At 70.8% G+C, this 20,431-nt stretch carries 20 protein-coding genes; 9 read left to right on the top strand and 11 right to left on the bottom strand.

The genetic code is table 11. The features are described from left to right. Window positions 1–159: 159 nt before the first annotated feature. The 3 genes from ACPYN7_RS16445 to ACPYN7_RS16435 all read right to left on the bottom strand — a co-directional run bounded on the left by ACPYN7_RS16445 (window position 160) and on the right by ACPYN7_RS16435 (window position 2,438). Entirely contained in the window at window positions 160–495 is a 336-nt protein-coding gene (locus ACPYN7_RS16445) for an RNA polymerase-binding protein RbpA (RefSeq protein WP_058874915.1), read from the bottom strand. A 261-nt stretch (window positions 496–756) separates the two neighbouring features. Continuing rightward, window positions 757–1,881 (bottom strand): SPFH domain-containing protein, encoded by a 1,125-nt coding sequence (locus ACPYN7_RS16440; RefSeq protein ID WP_424348355.1) that lies wholly within the window; start codon window positions 1,879–1,881, stop codon window positions 757–759. Window positions 1,882–1,946: 65 nt separating this feature from the next. Then, window positions 1,947–2,438, bottom strand: coding sequence for an NfeD family protein (locus tag ACPYN7_RS16435; RefSeq protein WP_424348354.1), 492 nt, complete (start codon window positions 2,436–2,438; stop codon window positions 1,947–1,949). 258 nt (window positions 2,439–2,696) lie between these two features. On the opposite strand from ACPYN7_RS16435, the gene ACPYN7_RS16430 reads away from it, so the two are divergent. Next, window positions 2,697–3,071, top strand: a complete 375-nt coding sequence (locus ACPYN7_RS16430; RefSeq protein WP_424348353.1) for a hypothetical protein — start codon at window positions 2,697–2,699, stop codon at window positions 3,069–3,071. Between the two features lie 10 nt (window positions 3,072–3,081). Here the strand turns inward: ACPYN7_RS16430 and ACPYN7_RS16425 are convergent, their stop codons facing one another. Further along, entirely contained in the window at window positions 3,082–4,527 is a 1,446-nt protein-coding gene (locus ACPYN7_RS16425) for an alanine racemase (protein ID WP_424348352.1), read from the bottom strand. A gap of 816 nt (window positions 4,528–5,343) precedes the next feature. On the opposite strand from ACPYN7_RS16425, the gene ACPYN7_RS16420 reads away from it, so the two are divergent. After that, entirely contained in the window at window positions 5,344–5,760 is a 417-nt protein-coding gene (locus ACPYN7_RS16420) for a DUF3054 domain-containing protein (RefSeq protein ID WP_424348351.1), read from the top strand. 51 nt (window positions 5,761–5,811) lie between these two features. Beyond that, window positions 5,812–6,090 (top strand): Lrp/AsnC family transcriptional regulator, encoded by a 279-nt coding sequence (locus ACPYN7_RS16415; RefSeq protein ID WP_017833527.1) that lies wholly within the window; start codon window positions 5,812–5,814, stop codon window positions 6,088–6,090. A gap of 102 nt (window positions 6,091–6,192) precedes the next feature. Here ACPYN7_RS16415 and trpD read toward each other — a convergent pair whose 3' ends face one another. After that, complete coding sequence (trpD, locus tag ACPYN7_RS16410; RefSeq protein ID WP_424348350.1) at window positions 6,193–7,251, bottom strand: anthranilate phosphoribosyltransferase; 1,059 nt, start codon at window positions 7,249–7,251, stop codon at window positions 6,193–6,195. Between the two features lie 250 nt (window positions 7,252–7,501). Between trpD and ACPYN7_RS16405 the strand changes: the two genes are divergently transcribed. From ACPYN7_RS16405 to ACPYN7_RS16385, 5 genes are all read left to right on the top strand, one after another. Then, window positions 7,502–8,140 carry a cytochrome c oxidase subunit 3 gene (locus tag ACPYN7_RS16405; RefSeq protein ID WP_082697175.1) on the top strand — a complete coding sequence of 213 codons (639 nt, stop codon included), beginning with the start codon at window positions 7,502–7,504 and terminating at the stop codon, window positions 8,138–8,140. A gap of 59 nt (window positions 8,141–8,199) precedes the next feature. After that, complete coding sequence (locus tag ACPYN7_RS16400; protein WP_058874908.1) at window positions 8,200–8,991, top strand: c-type cytochrome; 792 nt, start codon at window positions 8,200–8,202, stop codon at window positions 8,989–8,991. A gap of 73 nt (window positions 8,992–9,064) precedes the next feature. Then, window positions 9,065–10,159 carry a ubiquinol-cytochrome c reductase iron-sulfur subunit gene (locus ACPYN7_RS16395; protein ID WP_058874907.1) on the top strand — a complete coding sequence of 365 codons (1,095 nt, stop codon included), beginning with the start codon at window positions 9,065–9,067 and terminating at the stop codon, window positions 10,157–10,159. Next, window positions 10,159–11,820, top strand: coding sequence for a cytochrome b (locus ACPYN7_RS16390; protein ID WP_058874906.1), 1,662 nt, complete (start codon window positions 10,159–10,161; stop codon window positions 11,818–11,820). Before ACPYN7_RS16395 ends, ACPYN7_RS16390 begins: the two co-directional genes overlap by 1 nt. Window positions 11,821–12,755: 935 nt before the next feature. Beyond that, a complete protein-coding gene (locus ACPYN7_RS16385) occupies window positions 12,756–13,100 on the top strand; it encodes a hypothetical protein (protein ID WP_424348349.1) in 345 nt (114 codons plus the stop codon). Window positions 13,101–13,386: 286 nt separating this feature from the next. Here ACPYN7_RS16385 and ACPYN7_RS16380 read toward each other — a convergent pair whose 3' ends face one another. From ACPYN7_RS16380 to ACPYN7_RS16360, 5 genes are all read right to left on the bottom strand, one after another. After that, the gene (locus ACPYN7_RS16380; RefSeq protein WP_424348348.1) at window positions 13,387–13,791 is read right to left on the bottom strand and encodes a cytochrome c oxidase subunit 4; all 405 of its coding nucleotides are present in this window, start codon (window positions 13,789–13,791) and stop codon (window positions 13,387–13,389) included. A 2-nt stretch (window positions 13,792–13,793) separates the two neighbouring features. Next, complete coding sequence (ctaD, locus tag ACPYN7_RS16375) at window positions 13,794–15,506, bottom strand: cytochrome c oxidase subunit I (protein WP_424348347.1); 1,713 nt, start codon at window positions 15,504–15,506, stop codon at window positions 13,794–13,796. 9 nt (window positions 15,507–15,515) lie between these two features. Beyond that, window positions 15,516–16,400, bottom strand: a complete 885-nt coding sequence (gene coxB / locus ACPYN7_RS16370) for a cytochrome c oxidase subunit II (protein ID WP_058873613.1) — start codon at window positions 16,398–16,400, stop codon at window positions 15,516–15,518. Window positions 16,401–16,649: 249 nt separating this feature from the next. After that, window positions 16,650–17,021, bottom strand: coding sequence for a HesB/IscA family protein (locus ACPYN7_RS16365; protein WP_368825321.1), 372 nt, complete (start codon window positions 17,019–17,021; stop codon window positions 16,650–16,652). A gap of 84 nt (window positions 17,022–17,105) precedes the next feature. After that, window positions 17,106–18,521, bottom strand: a complete 1,416-nt coding sequence (locus ACPYN7_RS16360) for a dipeptidase (protein WP_424348346.1) — start codon at window positions 18,519–18,521, stop codon at window positions 17,106–17,108. 107 nt (window positions 18,522–18,628) lie between these two features. Between ACPYN7_RS16360 and ACPYN7_RS16355 the strand changes: the two genes are divergently transcribed. Next, on the top strand, window positions 18,629–19,189 hold the full coding sequence (locus ACPYN7_RS16355) for a DUF3043 domain-containing protein (RefSeq protein WP_157571322.1): 561 nt from the start codon (window positions 18,629–18,631) through the stop codon (window positions 19,187–19,189). Between the two features lie 105 nt (window positions 19,190–19,294). Here ACPYN7_RS16355 and ACPYN7_RS16350 read toward each other — a convergent pair whose 3' ends face one another. After that, window positions 19,295–20,380 carry a quinone-dependent dihydroorotate dehydrogenase gene (locus tag ACPYN7_RS16350; RefSeq protein WP_424348345.1) on the bottom strand — a complete coding sequence of 362 codons (1,086 nt, stop codon included), beginning with the start codon at window positions 20,378–20,380 and terminating at the stop codon, window positions 19,295–19,297. Window positions 20,381–20,431: the final 51 nt, after the last annotated feature.

The raw sequence follows: 20,431 nt of genomic DNA, 5'->3' as shown, positions 1-20,431 counted from the left end.
GGGGCCTGCGGGCAGCTCGCCGCGACCGTCTGAGCGCCGTCGCCCCCGGTCCGCCGGATCCGGCCGGGCCCCCGGGGGGGGGGGGGGGGGGGGGGGGGGGGGGGGGGGGGGGGCCCCCGGGGGGGGGGGGCCCCCCCCCCCACGTCCGGCGCACGGGACTCAGAGCGCGTGCTTCTCCCGGTAGAACTCGACGCGCTGGGCGAGGATCTCCTCCAGCTCGTCCACGCTGCGCCGCTCCAGGAGCATGTCCCAGTGCGTGCGCTGGTGCTTCTCGTTGGGGTTCTCCGGCTTCTCGCCGTTGACGATGATCGCTTCCTTGCCGGTCTTCGACACCCACACCGGCGGGATCTCGGCCTCCGCCGCGAACGTCACCGTGACCTTCTCGCCGTCCGCGGTGCGGTACTCGACGCGCTGGCGCGGGGCCGGCTCGACACCGGCCTCCGTCTCCATGGACTGGGAGCCCAGACGCATTCCCCTGAGGCTGCGGTCGCTCATAGTGGTGGTTCCTCCATAACTGACGGTGGCCACGGCAGTGGCGCACGCTCGGGCTGACGGCGGGTCCGGGACCCGGGATCCGTTGGGTGCAACGCACGGGCCTCCGGGGATGTTCCCCGGGATGTCCACCGGGGATGTCCACCGGGATGTCCAGCGGGATGTCCAGCGGGATGTTCGCTGCGACAGGCGCTGCGATGTCCTCGGCCGGGTGCACCGTACCGCTCCCGGAGTGACTGCCTGGCTTCGAGGGGGTCCGCCGGGTCAGCGGGACGCCGGGCCGTCCTCCGGGGGCGTCGGGTCGTCGAGGCGCACGGGGGCCTCCGGGTCGATGCTCGAGGGACGGGGGATGGTGAACTCGTCCGGGTCCACCGTGGTGCGCTCGAGGTTGGGCTGGAGGTCCTCCTCCGTCACCCGGACCGCGTCGGGGGTCACGAGGGGCTCGTCCGCGGGCTCCGGTCCGGGCTCCGGCTCGTCGTCGTCCGACCAGCTCCCGCGGGGGCCCCGGCCGTCCTCGTCCGGCCGGGAGAGGAACTCGCCCACGCCGCGCAGGGCGTCGCCGAGCTCGGCGGGGATCATCCACACCTTGTTGGCGCTGCCCTCGGCGACCTTCGGCAGGGTCTGGATGTACTGGTAGGCCAGTAGCTTCTGCGTCGGGCGGGCCCGGTGGATCGAGTCGAAGACCTTCCGGATGGCCTGCGCCTCGCCGTCGGCGCGCAGGATCGCGGCCTTCGCCTCGCCCTCCGCGGAGAGGATGGCCGCCTGCCGCTGGCCCTCCGCCATGAGGATCCGCGACTGCTTGTCGCCCTCGGCCGTGAGGATCACCGCGCGCCGCTCACGCTCGGCGCGCATCTGCTTCTCCATCGAGTCCTGGATCGACGGCGGGGGAGTGATCTCCTTGATGTCCACCCGCGACACGCGGATGCCCCAGCGCCCCGTGGTGGAGTCCAGGACCCCGCGCAGCTCGGCGTTGATCTTGTCGCGGGAGGTCAGTGCCTCCTCGAGGTTCAGCCCGCCCACGACGTTGCGCAGGGTCGCCGAGGTCAGCTGGTCGGCGGCCTGGATGTAGTCGACGATCTCGTAGGTCGCGGCCCGCGGGTCCATGACCTGGAAGTAGACGACGGTGTCGATGCCGACCACGAGGTTGTCCTCGGTGATCACGGACTGCGCCGGGAAGGACTGCACCTGCTCGCGCAGGTCGATCAGGGGCAGCAGACGGTCCACGAACGGGATGAGGAAGTGCAGCCCCGGCGTCAGGGTGCTCTGGTACTTGCCGAGGCGCTCGACGATGCCGGCCCGCGCCTGCGGGATGATCCGCACCGACCGCACCAGGATGATGACGACCAGGACGACCAGGACGGCGAGCAGGACGATGACGGCTAGGTCCACGGGTGCCTCTCTCAGGGGGTCTCGATGGGACCGTCCCGGCGGCGTCGCCGGGACGGTCGGTGGGCTCAGAAGGACGGGCGTGGTGCCGGCCCGCCGTCGGCGGCCGGAGCGGGGTACGGGGCCACGAGGACGGTGGCGCCCTCGATGTCGTGGACGTAGACGTCGGTGCCGGGCGGGAGCTGCTCACCGGTGACCGAGCGGGCGCTCCAGGTGTCGCCCTCCAGCCGCACCAGCCCGCTGCGAGCCGTGACCGGGTCCAGCACCTGGCAGGGCAGGCCGATCAGCCGGGCGGCGTTGGACACGGTCTCGGGCGTGGAGCGGTTGACGCGGCGCAGGGCGACCGGCCGCACCACGAAGATGAGCAGCACCGAGGCCAGGGCGAACGTGACCACCTGAATCACGAAGTCGTCCGTCACCCAGCTCACCGCGAAGGCCAGCAGCGCGGCGGCGGACATCATCAGGAACAGGAAGTCCAGGGTGAGCATCTCGATGGCGGCCAGGGCGATCACGGCGATCAGCCACATGACCCACGCGTTCTCGACGAGCCACTCCCACATGATCGTCCCGACCTCTCGTCCGCCTCGGCGAGGGCGTCCTCGCCGTTGCTCCTATTGTGCCCCACGCCTCCGACACGCCGCCGGACCGGCGTGGCGTCCGGGCGCCGGCGGACGTCCCCGGAATAGGCGCTGTTCCGGCGGCGTTGGGATCTCTACGGTGGTGCCACCGGAGTCCTCGGTGGCCGCAGGCAGCCGCCGCCCGTCCAGCCGTCCCGGCGCCAGGCCGACACCCGCCGGGCCCGCGGGAGGAGGAGAACCATGAAGCTCATCACCTCGGTGGCGGTCTCCGCCGCCGGCGCCTGGCTCGCGGGCACGGCGACCGCCGTGGTCGGCCTCTCCGCGCTGCAGTCGCGGCTGCCCGCCGTGCTGACGCGCGGTCTGCCCGCCGAGCCCGACTTCGAGCGCGCCTTCGTCCTGCTCGGCACGGGTCGCTGCGCCCCCGGCGACGACCGGGCGGAGGCGCTGCGCGCCCGGCTGGAGGCCGACCACGGCCGGCCCGTCGTCTACGTGGATCTCACCGTCCCGGCGGGCGCCTCCGCACGCCGGGCGGCCCGCACCCGCGAGCTGGCGAGCAGCTTCCACGCCGACCTCGTGCTGGACCACGAGGCCGGGCCCGTGCCCGGCCGCCCCTGACCGGCGCGGATCACCCGCCGGAGGTCGTCACCGGCAGCGGTGCCGTGGCGTCGAGCATGTGGAAGGCCTCCGCGCTGAAGTCGATGGCGACCTCGTCTCCGGCGGCCGCGTCCGGGACCTCGGACAGGTCCAGGGTCAGCACCGTGCCGTGGTCGAGCAGCACCGGGACCTGCTTGCCGCCGACCGTGTACGTCAGCTCGTTCTCGCGGGACGGGATGTGGTTGATCAGGCCGACCTTCTTGGGCGCCGTGGTGGGCTCGGTGCACCCGTAGTCGATGCACCAGCCCGCCGGGAGCGTCTTGACCTGGGCGAGCTCCGTGGTCCAGGAGTAGAGCCGCTCCTCCGGGGGGCTGCTCGCGAAGAACATGCCGCCGATCCGCAGCAGGTCGTAGTACAGCGGGTCGATCTCGTGGTCGAGCACGTCGCTGGCCCCGGCGTGGATCAGGGCGTCCTTCCCGAGACCGGCGTCCCGGATGGAGGCGACCGCGCCGTCGAAGCGGTTCTTCTGGGCCACCGTGGTGTTGGCCGTGTCGTTGCGCTCGATGGCGGCCCCGTCCTCCGCGGTGACGGTGGAGAAGTGCGTGGCGATGCCGGCGAGCTCCAGGTGCGGGGCGTCCTCGATGGCCTGGGCCAGGGGGAGGGCCTCCTCGGGCACCACGCCCTCGCGCCCCATCCCGGTGTCGACCCACAGGTGGACCTTCAGCGCTCCGCCCGTGGTCGAGAGCACCTGCTCCGCCGCCTCGACCCACGCGGGGTCGGTCGCGGCGACCTCGACGTCGTAGTGCATCAGCAGCGGGATGTCCTCGACCTGCGCCACGTAGAGCACGGCGATCTTCGCCTCGACACCGGCCTCGCGCAGGGCGATGGCGTCGTCGAGCTTGGGCACGAAGACGTAGTCGACCTTGGCGGCATCCTCGATGACCTTGCCGAAAACGTCCACGGGCTCGCCGTTCTTGAGCACCGCGCCCAGCTGGACGTCCGACGGGAAGTCGGCCCGGATCGCCTCGGCGTTGCGCCGCACGGTCTCCGTGTCCACCGTCAGGAGGGGGATGTCCTGCGTGCCCTGCGTGGTGTAGGTGTAGGCGGTCTTCTCGCCGACGTCGCTCCCGCCGGCGGCGAACGAGACCTCGACCGTGCCCGGGGTGCCGCGAGCCGGAGCCACACAGGCGTGGCGGGACGAACGGTCGTCGAACTCGCACTCGACCTCCTCCTCGCCGAAGCGGACGGTGACCGGCCCGTCGGTGTCCCCACCGGTGTCCGCCAGGACCAGGTTCCCGCCCTGCAGCCCGCCGTGCGAGGGGGAGAGGGTGACCGAGCCGGAGGCCACCGCGGGAGGCGCGTCCGCACCGGCGTCCTGCGCGCAGCCCGCGAGGGCCAGCACCGACAGGGCCAGCACGGACGTCACCAGCCGGTGCCCCCGGCCGTCCGGCGCGATCACACAGTTCTGTCGTCCCACAGAGGTCCTTCCTTCGAGCATGTGTTTGCCGACGCGAATCCAGCTCGGCCACGGCGAGCGTATCGGCCGGTGGCGGCCCGGGGCCGGTCACGGGCGGCTTTTCCCCACAAGTGGCCACAAGCCCGGCGTCCGACGGCGCAACATTTGGGAGATCCGCAGCCGGACCGGTCCGGCGGCACGACGGACTTGGAAGCGGCACAGTCGGTGGCGCATCCGGTGCGGTTCGTCCGCACAGCACCTCGGTGCGGACGGCTTCGCCGCGACCGGTTCCCGTTGCCGCGGCTGACGCCGGCGGCGCGACGCCCGGCGTCGCGGTCGGGCCCCGCCGGTGAGCGGAGCCGTCCACGACGGCGTCCGAGTACGGTGCAGGAACGACGGCGGCACGGATCGGCACCACGACGACGGCGGTGTGCCGCCTCCCGACGGCCCCACTCCAGAACGCCGATAATCGACATTATGTAAAGTCGCGGTGAGCGAGGGCTCCCCTCCAGCGCCTTCGGAGGCCTTCTGTACCACGCTGCGCACTACCCGGTGCAGGTCTCACGGTCGCCCGGCCGAGCGCCCGATCCGCCGCTGAGGCAATCCGTCTCCAGCGCGGTTCCGGCGCGCCCCCCTCGGCGAACCGCTCAGCAAGGACACGGGCTCCCCGGGGGCTCCGGACCGGACGGGCCGCGCCGCGACCCGGGCCGGCAGGGACAATCGACCACTGGTCGAAGGTTGAGACTTTGTCCGCGCGCATCCTTCAACTCTCAAGGTCTACCTGACCCTCGGCCGGGCGTGGATGGCGGCCTGCCGGGCCCGCACTAGACTGCGAGCATGCACACGTCGGCTCCCCACACCGCCCTCCCCGAGCAGCGCGCCGCGGTCCCCGGCCCGTGGATCGGGGCGCTGACGGCGGACGTGCTGCTCGTGCTGGTCTTCGCGGGGCTGGGCCGCAGGACGCACGCCCTGGACGCCGCCGGCCTGCTGAGCACGGCGTGGCCGTTCCTGGCCGGACTGCTGCTCGGCTGGCTCGTGTGGCGGGTGCACCGCACTCCCTTCGGCGTCTGGCCCCGGGGCGTCGCCCTGTGGCTGACGACCGTGGCCGTGGGCATGGGCCTGCGCCTGGCCGCCGGCGAGGGCACGGCGCCGAGCTTCGTCGTCGTCACGCTCGTGGTGCTCGGCATCTTCCTGCTGGGTCACCGCGCCCTGGTCCTCGTGCTGCGCCGGGCCCGTGCCCGCCGCCCCGGCTGACCTTCCCCGTTCCGCCGGCCCCGCCGGCCCCGTCCCCGAGAAAGGTGCTCCATGCTCACCGCCATCGTCCTCATCAAGACCTCCGCCGACCGGATCCCCGAGGTCGCCGAGCAGATCTCCGACATCCCCGGCATCAGCGAGGTGTACTCCGTGACGGGCGACTGGGACCTGATCGCGATGGTGCGCGTGCACCGGCACGAGGACCTCGCCGACGTCATCGCGGACCGCCTCTCCAAGGTCGAGGGCGTCGTGGGGACGAACACCAACATCGCGTTCCGGACCTACAGCAAGCACGACCTGGAGGCGGCCTTCTCCCTCGGCATCGACTGACCGTGCCGGCACCCGTGCCGGCCACGAGGGCACGGACGGCAGAAGGCCGGTGAGGGAGCACCCCACCGGCCTTCGTCGTCGGCCCGCCGCCTGCGGAGTGCGTCAGCGCGCGGTGTGGGCGATCCAGCGGTCCAGGACGGCGCGGGCCGCGCCGCTGTCCACGGACTCCTCGGCACGCCGGACCGCCGCGGCCATTCGGTCCTGGAAGGACCCTTCCGCGACGGGGTCGAAGGCGACGAGCCCGGCGGCCGAGTTGAGCAGCACGGCGTTGCGCACGTGCCCCTTCTCCCCCGCCAGGACCTCCTCGACGACGCCCGCGTTGTACCGGGCGTCCTGGCCCCGCAGGTCCTCGATGGTGGCCCGGGGCATGCCGAGGTCGAGCGGTTCGAGGTCGTGCCGGTCGACCTGCCCGCCGCGCACCTCCCACACCTGGGAGGGGGCGGTCACGGTGAGCTCGTCGAGACCGTCGGCACCCCGGAAGACGAGGGCGCGGTCGCCGCGGGCCGCGAAGACCCCCGCGATCAGGGGCGCCAGCGCGGGATCGGCCACGCCGACGGCCGACGCCTCGACCCGCGCCGGGTTCGTCATGGGTCCGAGGAAGTTGAAGGCGGTGGCCACGCGCAGCTGCGCCCGGGCCGCGGCGGCGAAGCGCATCGACGGGTGGAAGGTCTGCGCGAAGAGGAACGTGATGCCCACGTGCCGGGCCGCGGACTCCACCATCTCGACCGGCAGGTCGAGCCGGACCCCGAGGGCCTCCAGGACGTCGGCGGAGCCGGACTTCGAGGACGACGCGCGGTTGCCGTGCTTGACGATCTTCGCGCCGGCGCCGGCGGACACGAGGGCCGACATGGTCGAGATGTTCACGCTGGAGAGCCGGTCGCCGCCGGTCCCGACGATGTCCAGGGCCGGACCGGGGATGTCGACCGGCCGCGCGTTGCCCACCATGGCGTCGGCCAGTCCGGTCAGCTCCTCGACCGTCTCCCCCTTCGCCCGCAGGGCCACGAGGAAACCGGCGATCACGACGTCGGACACCTCGCCCGACATGATCGTGTCCATGGCCCAGTAGGCCTGGTCGCGGGTCAGGTCGGTCCCGGAGATCAGCGCCGTGATCAGGTCCGGCCACTCGGGGTTCGGTGCGGTCGTCGGTGTCGTCGTGTTCACGCTCCTGATCGTATCGCCCGCCGGCGGACCGGTCGGAACGGCCCCTCGGCCGCCTCGACGACCCGCACCGAGGCCATGTGACAGGGATCACAGCACCGCCGCGGCGGCGCGCACAACCGCGGCCGCGCGGGCCCCGGAGGCGCACGGACGCCGCACGACCTGGTCACGGACGGCGGCGGGCACCGGACACGCGAACCGCCCGACCCCCTCCTGGTTGGTCCACCGGCAGTTTTGGCGACATAATGTCTCTGTGACGACTGCAACCCATACCCCAGCCAAGCCGGTAGGCGGGTCGATCAATCGGCCCAACCTGACCTCAGTGGGCACCATCGTGTGGCTCTCCTCCGAGGTGATGTTCTTCGCCGGCCTCTTTGCCATGTACTTCACCCTGCGCTCCACCGCCCCGGAGCTCTGGGCCGAGGAGTCCGCCAAGCTGAACATCCCGCTGGCCCTGGCCAACACCATCGTCCTGGTGCTGAGCTCGGTGACCTGCCAGTTCGGCGTCTTCGCGGCCGAACGGCTCCAGCCCCGCCGCGCCGGCGGCGTCTTCGACGTCCGCCGGTGGGGAATGATCGAGTGGTTCGCCCTGACCTTCATCATGGGCGCGATCTTCGTGGCGGTGCAGTCCTTCGAGTACGCCGAGCTGGTCGCCCACGGCATCAGCATCCCGGCCAACTCCTACGGCTCCGCCTTCTACATCACCACGGGCTTCCACGCGCTGCACGTGACCGGCGGCCTTATCGCCTTCCTGTTCATCATGGGCCGCGCCTTCATCGCCAAGCGCTTCGGCCACTTCGAGGCGACCTCCGCGATCGTCGTGTCCTACTACTGGCACTTCGTGGACGTCGTCTGGATCGTGCTGTTCCTCGTGGTCTACTTCCTCAAATAGGCCGCGCCGTCCCGGGGACGCACCAAGCAAACCAACACCGAATTGAAGGAACATTTGACGTGAAGGCACTTTCGCAGCAGCGGCGCCACCCGCTCGCAGTCCTCGTACTGATGGTCCTGGCCCTGCTCCTCAGCGGTGGGCTCTACGCAGTCGCCACCACCACCAACGAGGCCAAGGCCCAGACCGAGTCCTACACGGCGCAGGACATCGAGGAGGGCGAGAAGCTGTTCGTCGCGAACTGCTCGACCTGCCACGGCCTCGACGGCGCCGGGACGCCGTCCGGTCCGTCGCTCGTGGGCGTCGGTGCCGCCGCCGTCGACTTCCAGGTCGGCACCGGCCGCATGCCCATGCAGGCCAACGGGCCGCAGGCCGCGGACAAGGCGGTCCAGTTCAACGACGAGCAGGTCCGCCAGTTCGCCGCCTACGTCGCGACCTTCGGCCCCGGCCCGGGTGTTCCCGAGGAGCAGTACCTGGACGTCACCCAGGGCAACGCCGCCAACGGTGCGAAGGTCTTCCTCGCCAACTGCGCCATGTGCCACAACGCCGCCGGTGCCGGTGGCGCGCTGACCCGCGGCAAGTACGCCCCCTCCGTGATGGACGTCGAGGAGAAGCACATCTACGAGGCCATGCAGACCGGTCCGCAGAACATGCCGGTGTTCAACGACGCGAACATCACCCCCGAGGAGAAGCGCGACGTCATCACCTACCTGAAGACCCTCGAGGACAGCCCGAACCCGGGCGGTTTCGGCCTCGGCGCCCTCGGCCCGGTGTCGGAGGGCCTGTTCGTCTGGACCATCGGGCTCGCCGTCATCATCGGGTTCACCGTCTGGCTCACCTCGCGTTCCGCCTGACGCCCCGTGCCGGCAGCGAATGTCGGACCCCGAAGCTACGATCAACTGCACCAAGAGAAGAATGAGGGACCACATGGGAAGCCACAGTGACGGCACTCCCCACCAGTCGGGAACCGTTGCCACCACGGGCACCACGGCAATGGAGCGTTTCCCCGACCCCGGACTGCCCCCGCACAGCCCGCGCCTGACGGACATCGACTCGTCGGCCGCCAAGCGCGCCGAACGGCAGGTCGTCCTGCTGTTCCTGCTCTCGATCGTCGGATCGATCCTGTTCTTCGTCGGATACTTCGGCATCCGCGTGGAGGGTCCCATCTACGACGTCACGAACACCGAGCCCACGCGTGCGCTGCAGCTGCAGAACCTGCTGCTCGGCCTGGGCATCGCGCTGGGCATGTTCGGCATCGGTCTCGGCGTCGTGCACTGGGCCCGCACCCTCATGCCGGACCACGAGCTGGTCGAGAGCCGGCACGCGGTGCGCACGGAGGAGCAGCGCGCCGAGGCGCAGAGCATCCTCACCACGATCTACGACGAGTCCGGGATCAAGCGCCGGCCCCTGCTGCGCAACACCCTCATCGGTGCGGCGGTGCTCGCTCCCCTGCCGTTCGTCGGGCTCCTCCGGGACCTCGGCCCGACGAACCTGGACGTCCTCAAGGAGACCCTGTGGGACGAAGGGATCCGTCTGGTGCGCGATCCCTCCGGCACTCCCATCAAGGCCTCGGACGTCACGCTGGGCTCCACGTTCCACGTGGTCCCCGAGAACCTGAACACCATCGGGCACAACGAGGGCTACCTCGACGAGAAGGCCAAGGCCGTGGTCCTGCTCATGCGCCTCGACCCGGAGACGGTCAACGTGTCCCCGGAGAAGGCCGACTGGAACGTCGACGGCATCTTCGCGTACTCGAAGGTCTGCACGCACGTCGGCTGCCCGGTCGCGCTCTACGAGCAGCAGACGCACCACCTGCTGTGCCCGTGCCACCAGTCCACGTTCGACCTCGCCAACGAGTGCGAGGTCATCTTCGGGCCGGCCGCCCGGCCCCTTCCCCAGCTGCCGATCACTGTGGACGACGAGGGCTACCTCGTGGCCCGCAGCGATTTCCAGGAGCCGGTCGGTCCGACCTACTCGCAGCGCGGTACCCATGTCGAAGAGATGCAGGGTGAGGCGAACTGATGTCCACGTCCACTGATTACGAGTACAAGCCCCAGACGGGCACCGGCCGGATCGCGAACTTCGTCGACACCCGCATGGGCATGTCGCCGATGGTCAAGGAGTTCGGGCGGAAGATCTTCCCCGACCACTGGTCCTTCATGTTCGGGGAGGTGGCGCTGTACACCTTCGTCATCCTGCTGCTCTCCGGCACGTTCCTCGCCCTGTGGTTCGAGCCGTCGATGGCGGCCCTGGAGTACGAGGGCTCCTACGTCCCGATGCAGGGTGTCGAGATGTCCGCGGCCTATGCGTCCTCCCTCGACATCTCCTTCGACATCCGCGGCGGGCTCTTCCTGCGCCAGATCCACCACTGGTCCGCGCTGGTCTTCGCGGCCGCCGTGTCCGTGCACATGCTCCGCGTGTTCTTCACCGGTGCCTTCCGCCGGCCGCGCGAGCTCAACTGGCTCGTGGGCGTCGCCCTGTTCCTGCTCGCGATCGTCGCCGGCTTCACCGGCTACTCGCTTCCCGACGACGTGCTCTCCGGCAACGGCCTGCGCATCGCCGACGCGATCCTGAAGGCCCTCCCGATCGTGGGCGCGTACCTGTCGATGTTCCTCTTCGGCGGCGAGTTCCCCGGGCACGACATCATCGCGCGCCTCTACATCCTGCACGTGCTCGTGATCCCGGCGATCATCCTGCTGCTGATCGTCGTGCACCTCTTCATGGTCGTGGTGCACAAGCACACCCAGTTCCCCGGCCCGGGCCGCACCGAGAACAACGTCGTCGGCTTCCCCGTGGGCCCGATCTACGCGGCGAAGGCCGGCGGGTTCTTCTTCATCGTGTTCGGGATCATGGCCCTGATGGCGGGCACCACCACCATCAACGCCATCTGGAACTACGGCCCGTACGACCCCTCCCCGGTCCAGGCCGGCTCCCAGCCCGACTGGTACATGGGCTTCACCGACGGCGCCGTGCGTCTGATGCCCGGCACCTGGCCGTTCAACTGGGAGTGGACGTTCTGGGGCATGTCGATCCCCATGAACGTGCTCCTGCCCATGGCGCCGCTCGCCGTGCTCTTCGGACTCATGGCGGCCTGGCCCTGGATCGAGCGCTGGGTCACGAAGGACGACCGGGAGCACCACATCCTGGACCGTCCCCGCAACGCGCCGTTCCGGACCGCGATGGGCGCGGCCGGCGTGACGTTCTACACCATCATGCTCGTCGCGGCCAGCGGTGACCTCATCGCCACGCACTTCCGTCTCGCGGTCAACGACGTCCTGTACTGGCTGCGCGCGCTGTACTTCCTCGGTCCGATCCTGGCCTTCATGATCACCCGCCGGATCTGCCTGGCGCTGCAGCGCAAGGACCGGGAGATCGTCCTCCACGGCCGCGAGACCGGGCGGGTGCAGCAGCTCCCGCACGGCGAGTTCATCGAGGTGCACGAGCCCCTCGACGAGTTCAAGCGCTACCGTCTGGTCAACATGCCGGACTACCAGGTGGAGCCGGCGCAGCCGAACGCGAAGGGCAAGATCACGCGCACCGAGAAGATGCGCGAGCGGGTCAGCCGGTTCTTCTTCGAGGACCGGGTGGCGCCCGTCACCCCCGCCGAGCTCGAAGCGGCGCACCATCACCACGAGGCCGACGCCCTGACCACGGGCTCCCAGGAGCGGGAGCTGGTGCGCTGAGCGGCGGACGCCACTGACAGGGCCCCGAGAGGATCGTTTCTCTCGGGGCCCTGTCACGTCAGGGCGGTCTCCCACGAAGAACCGCTCCTGCTGTCGGGTGTACCGCCGCCCTCCGCAGCAGCTCGTGTCCTGCCGCTCGGCACCGGGAGCCGCGGCCTGTCCTCGTCCCGGGAGACCGCGGGGACGCGCGCCGAGCTCGCAGACCGCACCAGACCACCGACACCACGGTGTGAGCACCTCCAGTACGGCCGGTGGCCCGGCCGCGAGAACGTAGCCCCATCGATCCCGGTGGAGAAGAAGGGACGTCAGACGTCACCGGTCTCGTCGGCCGTGATCCCGGGGCCGTAGGCGCGGGAAGAACTCGAGCGCTGCGGAGACGGCGCCGATGATCCCCCAGCAGCCAGCCGGCGGCATACGGCACCACGACGAGGACTGCCCACCAGATGGAGCGTCCGGTCCCGTCTCCCAGCCCGCCGACAGCACTCACGCCGACCAGCGCCGCCACCCCGATGGCCACCAGGAGCAGCGTCCAGTAGGAGAACACCCGGCGCCGGCTCCGCCCGAGAAACGCCCCGAGGACTACCATGCCCGTGCCCGGCACGATGACCAGTGATCCCTCCAGGGGATCGAGAGCTCCCAGCACCATGGCGGCAAGGCCGGCGACGACCAGCCACCGCGCCCACGACGCACGTACCGGCACATCCGCTCCTCACCGCGATCCCGCTCACGGACACCCGGCCTTCCGGCATCCGATGGACCAGCCGGGACGGGCAGTGGTTGGCAGTGTAGATCGTCGGCCATCACAAGGACGACTGTCGACGCCGGACGAATACTGAGCAGATGCGACGTCGTTGACAACGACGCCGGAGTCGCACCGCTTGACGACGACGGAGGAATACGGAGCCGGAGGACTGTCCTGGCGCTGGAGGTGCGTCATGACCATCGGAAACCCGTCGAGAACCCCCCAGCAGAACGCTTCCGCCGATCCTCCGCCGAGGCGCGGTCGGCGCCGGGCCGCGGCGGGGATCTGGAGCGCCGTCCTGGGCGCCCTCGGACTCGCTGCCCTCGCCTGGGTCTGGGCCGTGAGCCAACCCGGGATCGACCCGCCGCACTGGGCCCGGGTCGCCGGCATGATCTGGTTGCCCGTCGGGGTGATCGGCGCCCCCCTGCTCGGGGCTGTCGGCCTGCGCGGTTCGGCACGGGCGTGGGCTGTGACCGGGATCGTCCTGGCCGCGGTCACCGTGGCCGGGCTGGTCGCACTGGAGATCACCGCCGGCTGACCGCATCCCGGACTGCTGCCCCGGGCCACGGGCGCGCTGACAGCGCCCTGCGACATGCGGGTGTGAAGGAACGCGCCCACTGTCCCCCGGTGCCCGATGGAGAGCGATCGAGCGGCCGTGAGGCGGCGGACGCGGTGGCCGCACCATCGTCACGGAGAGCGCCGCCGGTCATGCTCAGGGACGATCCGGCCGGACGACGAGCAGGGCCGAGTCGGCCCGGGTATGCGGGAGGCCCCGGACACCAGGGTGTCCGGGGCCTCCTGAGGGGCGGCTCGAGCCGTCCGTGTCAGTGGGCGTGGTCGCCGCGGGAGTACTCGAAGATCAGACCCACGAGACCCAGGATCGCCAGCGGGGCCGCCAGGCCGAGGATCCACCAGCCCATGGCCAGCGCCGTGAACGCCAGGGCGCAGCCGGTGCCGAGCAGCAGGGGCCACCAGCTCCACGGGGAGAAGTGCCCGTACTCACCGGCGGACTCGACGATCTCGCCGTCGAGCTTGTCCTCCGGCAGCACGCCACCGGTGTTCCGGTTCACGAGCCACAGGTAGACCGCCAGCATGAAGGACATGGCGCCGACGGCCAGCAGCGCCGGGAACCCGACGAGCTCGTCGAACCGGGTCATAAACCCGTAGACCACGGCGACCAGGACGCTGAAGAGCCCGAGGATGACGAACAGTTTGATGGAGAGTTTCATGCTCAGCCCTTCCGCGTGGCGATGGCGCCGTCGTCGACCGGGGACTGCTGCGGGGACTCCGCGGCCAGCTCCGGGTGGTGCAGGTCCAGGGCCGGGCGCTCGGAGCGGATCCGCGGCAGCGAGGTGAAGTTGTGCCGCGGCGGCGGGCAGGACGTCGCCCACTCCAGCGAGCCGCCGAAGCCCCACGGGTCGTCGACCTCGACCTTCGTGCCGTTGCGCCAGGTCGTGTACACGTTCCAGAACCACGGGATCATGGACACGCCCAGGAGCATCGCCCCGACGGTGGAGATCTGGTTCATCCAGGTGAAGTCGTCCTCCGGCAGGTAGTCCGCGTAGCGGCGCGGCATGCCCTCGACGCCCAGCCAGTGCTGGATCAGGAACGTCATGTGGAAGCCCAGGAACAGCAGCCAGAAGTGGATCTTGCCGATCCGCTCGTTGAGCATCTTCCCGGTGAACTTCGGCCACCAGAAGTAGAACCCGGCGAACATGCCGAACACCACGGTGCCGAAGATGACGTAGTGGAAGTGGGCGACCACGAAGTACGAGTCCGAGACGTGGAAGTCCAGCGGCGGGGTGGCCAGGATGACACCGGTGAGCCCGCCGAACAGGAACGTGAACAGGAAGCCCAGGACCCAGAGCATGGGGGTCTCGAAGGTGATCGAGCCCTGCCACATGGTGCCGATCCAGTTGAAGAACTTCACCCCGGTGGGCACCGCGATCATCATGGTCATGAACGCGAAGAACGACAGCATCACCGCACCGGTGACGTACATGTGGTGGGCCCACACCGTCACCGAGAGCGCGGCGATGGTGATGGTTGCGAAGACCAGGCCCTTGTAGCCGAACAGCGGCTTGCGGGAGAACACCGGGATGATCTCGGAGACGATGCCGAAGAACGGCAGGGCCAGCACGTAGACCTCGGGGTGGCCGAAGAACCAGAACAGGTGCTGCCACAGCACCGCTCCCCCGTTGGCCGGGTCGAAGATGTGCCCGCCCAGGGTGCGGTCCATGCCGAGCGCGAACAGCGCCGCCGCCAGCGGCGGGAAGACCATGATCACGAGCAGCGAGGTGATCAGCGTGTTCCAGGTGAACAGGCCCATCCGCCACACGGTCATGCCGGGGGCGCGCATCGCGATGATCGTGGTGATGAAGTTGACGCCGCCCATGATCGTGCCGAAGCCGGACAGGGCCAGGCCGAAGACCCAGAGGTCACCGCCGGCGCCGGGTGAGAACGAGGAGTTGGACAGCGGTGTGTAGGCGAACCAGCCGAAGGAGGCCGCGCCCTGCGGGGTGAGGAACCCGGCGGTGGCGATCAGGGATCCGAAGAGGAAGAACCAGAAGGCCAGGGCGTTGAGCCGCGGGAAGGCGACGTCGGGGGCGCCGATCTGCAGCGGGACGATGACGTTGGCGAAGCCGACGAACAGCGGGGTGCCGAACATCAGCAGCATCAGGGTGCCGTGCATGGTGAACAGCTGGTTGTACTGCTCCTTGGTCTCCAGGATCTGCATGCCCGGCTCGAAGAGCTCGGCGCGGATCAGCAGCGCCATCACCCCGGCGATGCAGAAGAAGGCGAAGGAGGAGATCAGGTACATGTACCCGATCGTCTTGTGGTCGGTGGACGTGATCCAGTTGACGACCATCCGGCCTTTGGACCGGGGCACCACGCGCGGAGCGACAGTGGCTGCCTCGTCCCGTGAATACTCGAGTGTGGACACCGGTACTCCTTAGTTTTCGAGAGGATTGACGGGCAGGACGTCGTCCGTGCCGGGGTAGGAGTCGCGGCTGTACTCCTCGCCCAGGGCCCCGGTCTGGCCGGCGTCGCGCAAGGACTGGATGTGGTCGTCGTACTCGGCCTGGCTGACCACGTTCACGTTGAACAGCATCTCGGAGTGGTACTCCCCGCAGAACTCGGCGCACTTGCCGAAGTACGAGCCCTCCTGGCCGGTGGTGATGCTGATGTTGTTGGTGCGTCCCGGGAACATGTCCGCCTTCTCGAGGAACGCGGGGACCCAGAAGGAGTGGATGACGTCACGGGAGGTGACCTGCAGCTCGACCTCGCTGTCGACGGGCAGGTACAGGGTGGGCACCCGCTCGGGGACGCCCTCCTCACCGTCCAGGTGGCCCTGGATGCCGGTGTCCCAGACGTCCTCGCTCAGGTAGTTGAAGTCCCAGGCCCACTGCTTGCCGTAGACCTGGACGGTGACGTCCGGGTTGTCGTGCTGGGCGGTGATCTCGGCCTGCGTCCGCTCGGTGAAGAAGAAGAGGGACATGATCAGGGCGATCGGGACGATCGTGTAGAAGACCTCGAGGGGGGCGTGGTACGCCACCTGCCGCGGGTAGCCCGTCTCGTACTTGCGCCGGCGGTAGGCGATCATGCACCAGAGCATGAGTCCCCAGGTCACCAGTCCCACGGCGAGGGCCGCGATCCAGGACCCGATCCACAGGTCGAGGATCATGTCGGCGTTGTCGGTGGTGCCCCGCTCGGTGGGCATCCAGCCGAGCTTCGCCTCTTCCGAGCAACCCGTCAGCGCGGTTGCTGCCAGGACTGCTACCGCAGACACCTTCGCCGTGCGGCGCCGGAGGCTGTCGGTTCGTGTGTGCGAACTCACAGACGGCCCTTCCTCTTCTTCTCGTGCTCGTCGCCTGCGCGCCGGAGGCCCCGATTCCGAGAGCCCGGACACAGTCAGGTGGAATGTTTCCCTCCGAGCTTACCCCGTGTCGCTGACATCTGGTGACACAGTGTCAGCTTCCGCGCGGCGCTCGGGAGCCCTGCGGCGGACGCCCTCCGGGGCCCTGCGGAACGCGGAGAGGCCCGCCGTCCGGGCGGACGGCGGGCCTCTCGGGACGAGCGGACGGACTCAGTGGAAGGAGTCTCCGCAGGCGCAGGATCCTCCCGCGTTGGGGTTGTCGATCGAGAACCCCTGCTTGGAGATGGTGTCCTCGAAGTCGATGGTCGAGCCCTCGAGGTAGGGCACGCTCATCTTGTCCACGACGACCTCGACACCGCCGAAGTCGCGCACGGAGTCCCCGTCCAGGATGCGCTCGTCGAAGTACAGCTGGTAGATGAGGCCGGAGCAGCCGCCGGGCTGCACCGCCACGCGCAGCCGCAGGTCCGTGCGGCCCTCCTGCTCGAGCAGGGCGCGGACCTTCTGGGACGCGACATCGGTCAGGTCGACGCCGTGGGTGGGGAGGCCGTCCACTGCGGCGTCGTTGTCGGTCGTGACGCTCATGATGCTCACTTTCTGTGGAGGGGTGCCGCACGGCGTCGGGCCGGCGGCGGGTCTACCAGGGGAACAACGGATGGGCGTTCCGGTTCATTCCCGGGCCCGCTCGGGATGACGGGCCGCGTCGTCGAGGGCGAGGAGCATGAGGGTCTCGGCGACCACGGCGCGCTCGAACTCCCCCAGGTGCAGCGACTCGTTGGCGCTGTGCGCGCGGGTGTCGGGGTCCTCGACGCCGGTGATCAGGATGGCGGCCTCCGGGTACACCTCCGTGAGGTCCGCGGTGAAGGGGATGGAGCCCCCGATGCCCGTCTCCACGGCGGGCCGGCCCCACGACTCCCCCAGCGCCCACCGGGCGATCCGGGCGGCCTCGGAGCTCATGTCGGTGCGGAAGGACTGTCCCGTCTCCTCGAGCTCGAAGCGCACGTGCGCCCCGAACGGCGCGTGGGCCTCGACGTGGCGCCGGAGCGCCTCCGCCGCCTCGGCGGGGTCCTGCCCCGGGGCCGTGCGCAGGCTCAGCTTCGCCCGGGCGGAGGGGGCGATGGTGTTGGCGGCGACGTCCACGGGCGTGACGTCCATGCCGGTGACGGACAGGGCGGGCCGGGTCCACAGGCGCGAGGCGATCGAGCCGCGGCCGGCCAGCCGGACGCCGTCCTTGACGGCGGCGTCGGCCCGGAACCGCTCCTCGTCGTAATCCAGGTCGGTGCGGTCCTCGGCGAGCAGCCCCTCGACGGCCACGGCGCCGTCGTCGTCGTGCAGGGTGGCGATGAGGCGGGCCAGCAGCGTGGGGGCGTCCAGGACCGGTCCGCCGTACAGACCGGAGTGGACGGCGTGCTCGAGCACCGACAGCTCCACGACCGCGCCGACCATGCCCCGCAGGCTCGTGGTGAGGGCGGGCACGCCGATCTCCCAGTTGGAGGAGTCCGCGATCACGATGACGTCGGCGGCCAGCCGGTCCCGGTGGGCCTCCAGGAAGTCCCGGAAGGACGGGGAGCCGGCTTCCTCCTCCCCCTCCACGAAGACGGTCACGCCGAGGCCGAGGCCGTCCCCGCGGTGGGCGGCGGCGGCGCGCAGCGCGCCGACGTGGACCATGATCCCGGCCTTGTCGTCGGCCGCGCCTCGTCCGTAGAGGCGGCCGTCGCGCTCCTCGGCGGCGAACGGCTCCGAGTCCCACAGCTCGCGCCGGCCGGGCGGCTGGACGTCGTGGTGGGCGTAGAGCAGGACGGTCGGGCGACCGGGCGCGGGGCGGCGGTGGGCGACGACGGCGGGGTGGCCCGGGCCGTCCCCGAGGGGCACCCGCAGGATCTCCACCTCGTCCAGCCCGGCGTCCGAGAGGACGCCGGCCACGGCCTCCGCGCTGCGCTCGAGCTGCGCGGGGTCGAAGGACTCCCAGGCGATGCCGGGGATCGCGACCAGCTCGACGAGCTGCTCGAGGGTCCGTGGCAGGTCCGCGCGCACGGCCTCGCGCACGGCGTCGACGGGAACGGTCGGGGCACAGGGCTCGGTCATGGTGCCCACCCTATGTCCGGGGTCCGGCGGGGACCGGCAGGTCCGTCGGCTATCCTTGACGGGTGTTTGGACGCAAGAAGGAAGCAGAGCGCGCAGGGTCCACGTCGGTGACCGCTGCCCCCGCCCCCACGGACCCGGCAGCCGCCCCGCGGCGGACGGAGGGCAAGGGCCGGCCCACGCCCAGCCGCCGGCAGCAGGAGGCCGCCCGGCGCCGCCCCCTGGTGCCGGAGGATCGCAAGGCCGCGAAGGCGCAGTCCCGTGACGCGGCCCGCGAGCAGCGGATGCGGGCGCAGGCGGGGATGGCCGCCGGGGACGAGCGGTTCCTCGGTCCGCGGGACCGTGGCCCGCAGCGCCGGTTCGCGCGGGACTGGGTCGACTCGCGGATCAACGTCGGCGAGTACCTCATGGTCGTGGCGCTGCTCGCGCTCGTCATCCTGTTCTTCCCCGTCCAGGAGGTGGCCACCTACGGCGTCTACCTCATCTGGGCGCTGATGGTCCTGGGCATCGTGGACGCCGTGCTGTCGACGGCGCGGATGAAGAAGGCGATGCAGGCGAAGTTCGGGACCGTGGAGGGGGGCGTGCGCTGGTACGCGGCCATGCGCTCCTTCACGATGCGCCGGCTGCGCCTGCCCAAGCCTCAGGTCGCGCGCGGCGAGCGGCCCGCCTGACCCCGCCGGCCCGCGCCGAGCCCCCCACGGGCGGCGGGGCGGACCCGGCAGCGCTGCCCCCGGACCGCGCGGTCCGGGGGCAGCGCTGTTCCCGCCTCCGGACCGTCAGTGCCGGGCGCGCCGCGCCCGGGCGAGGCCCTGGTTGATGCGGCGGGCCCAGAAGGGGCCCTCGTAGAGGAACCCGGTGTAGCCCTGCACGAGCGCGGCACCGGCGTCGAGGCGCTCCTGGACGTCCTCGGCCGTGGTCACCCCGCCCACGGAGACCAGGGTCAGCCGGTCCCCCACGCGCTCGCGCAGCAGGCGCAGCACCTCGAGGGAGCGCCGCTGCAGCGGGGCGCCGGAGAGCCCGCCGGCCCCGTGCGCCTCGACCTCGGACGGGTCGGAGCGCAGGCCCAGCCCGTCGCGGGCGATCGTCGTGTTGGTGGCCACGATGCCGTCCAGCCCCAGGTCGAGCGCCAGGTCCGCGACGGCCAGCACGTCCTCGTCGGACAGGTCCGGGGCGATCTTCACGAGCAGGGGCACGTGCCGGTCCGCGGACTCGTCGGCGGTGCGGCCCACCGCGCTCAGGAGCGGGCGCAGGCTCTCGATCTCCTGCAGCTGCCGCAGGCCCGGGGTGTTGGGGGAGGACACGTTGACCACCAGGTAGTCCGCCAGGGGGGCCAGGGTCCGGGCGCTCTGCAGGTAGTCGTCCACCGCGTCCTCGAGCGGCACCGTCTTGGTCTTGCCGATGTTCACGCCGAGCACGGGACGGGCCCGGCCCCGGTGGTCCGCCTCGAGCTCGCGGCGCGCCCGCGCGAGGCGCGGTGCCACGGCCTCCGCGCCCTCGTTGTTGAAGCCCATCCGGTTGACCACCGCGCGGTCCCGCACGAGCCGGAAGAGCCGTGGCCGGGGATTGCCCGGCTGCGCCTGGGCGGTCACGGTGCCGATCTCGATGTGCCCGAAGCCGAGGTCGGTGAGGGCGCTGACCCCCTCGGCCCCCTTGTCGAAGCCCGCCGCGAGCCCGAACGGGGACGGGAACCGCAGGCCCATCGCCTCCACCTCGAGCGCGGGGTCGGCACGGGTGTACACCCGCAGGGCCGTGCTGACCCGCGCGGTCCGGGCCACCCGGATCCCGAGGAACCCGGCCCGGTGGGCCCGTTCGGGGTCCATCCGGGAGAAGACGGCCGTGAAGAACGTAGGGTAGAAGCGCATGGGCCCAGTCTTCCACAGGGCTCCCCTCCGGCCGGGCGGTCGCGGAGGGGC

The sequence above is a fragment of the Kocuria sp. CH-021 genome (assembly GCF_049716185.1).
Taxonomy (GTDB): domain Bacteria; phylum Actinomycetota; class Actinomycetes; order Actinomycetales; family Micrococcaceae; genus Kocuria; species Kocuria cellulosilytica.
This window is presented reverse-complemented; position numbering and strand designations above follow the sequence as displayed.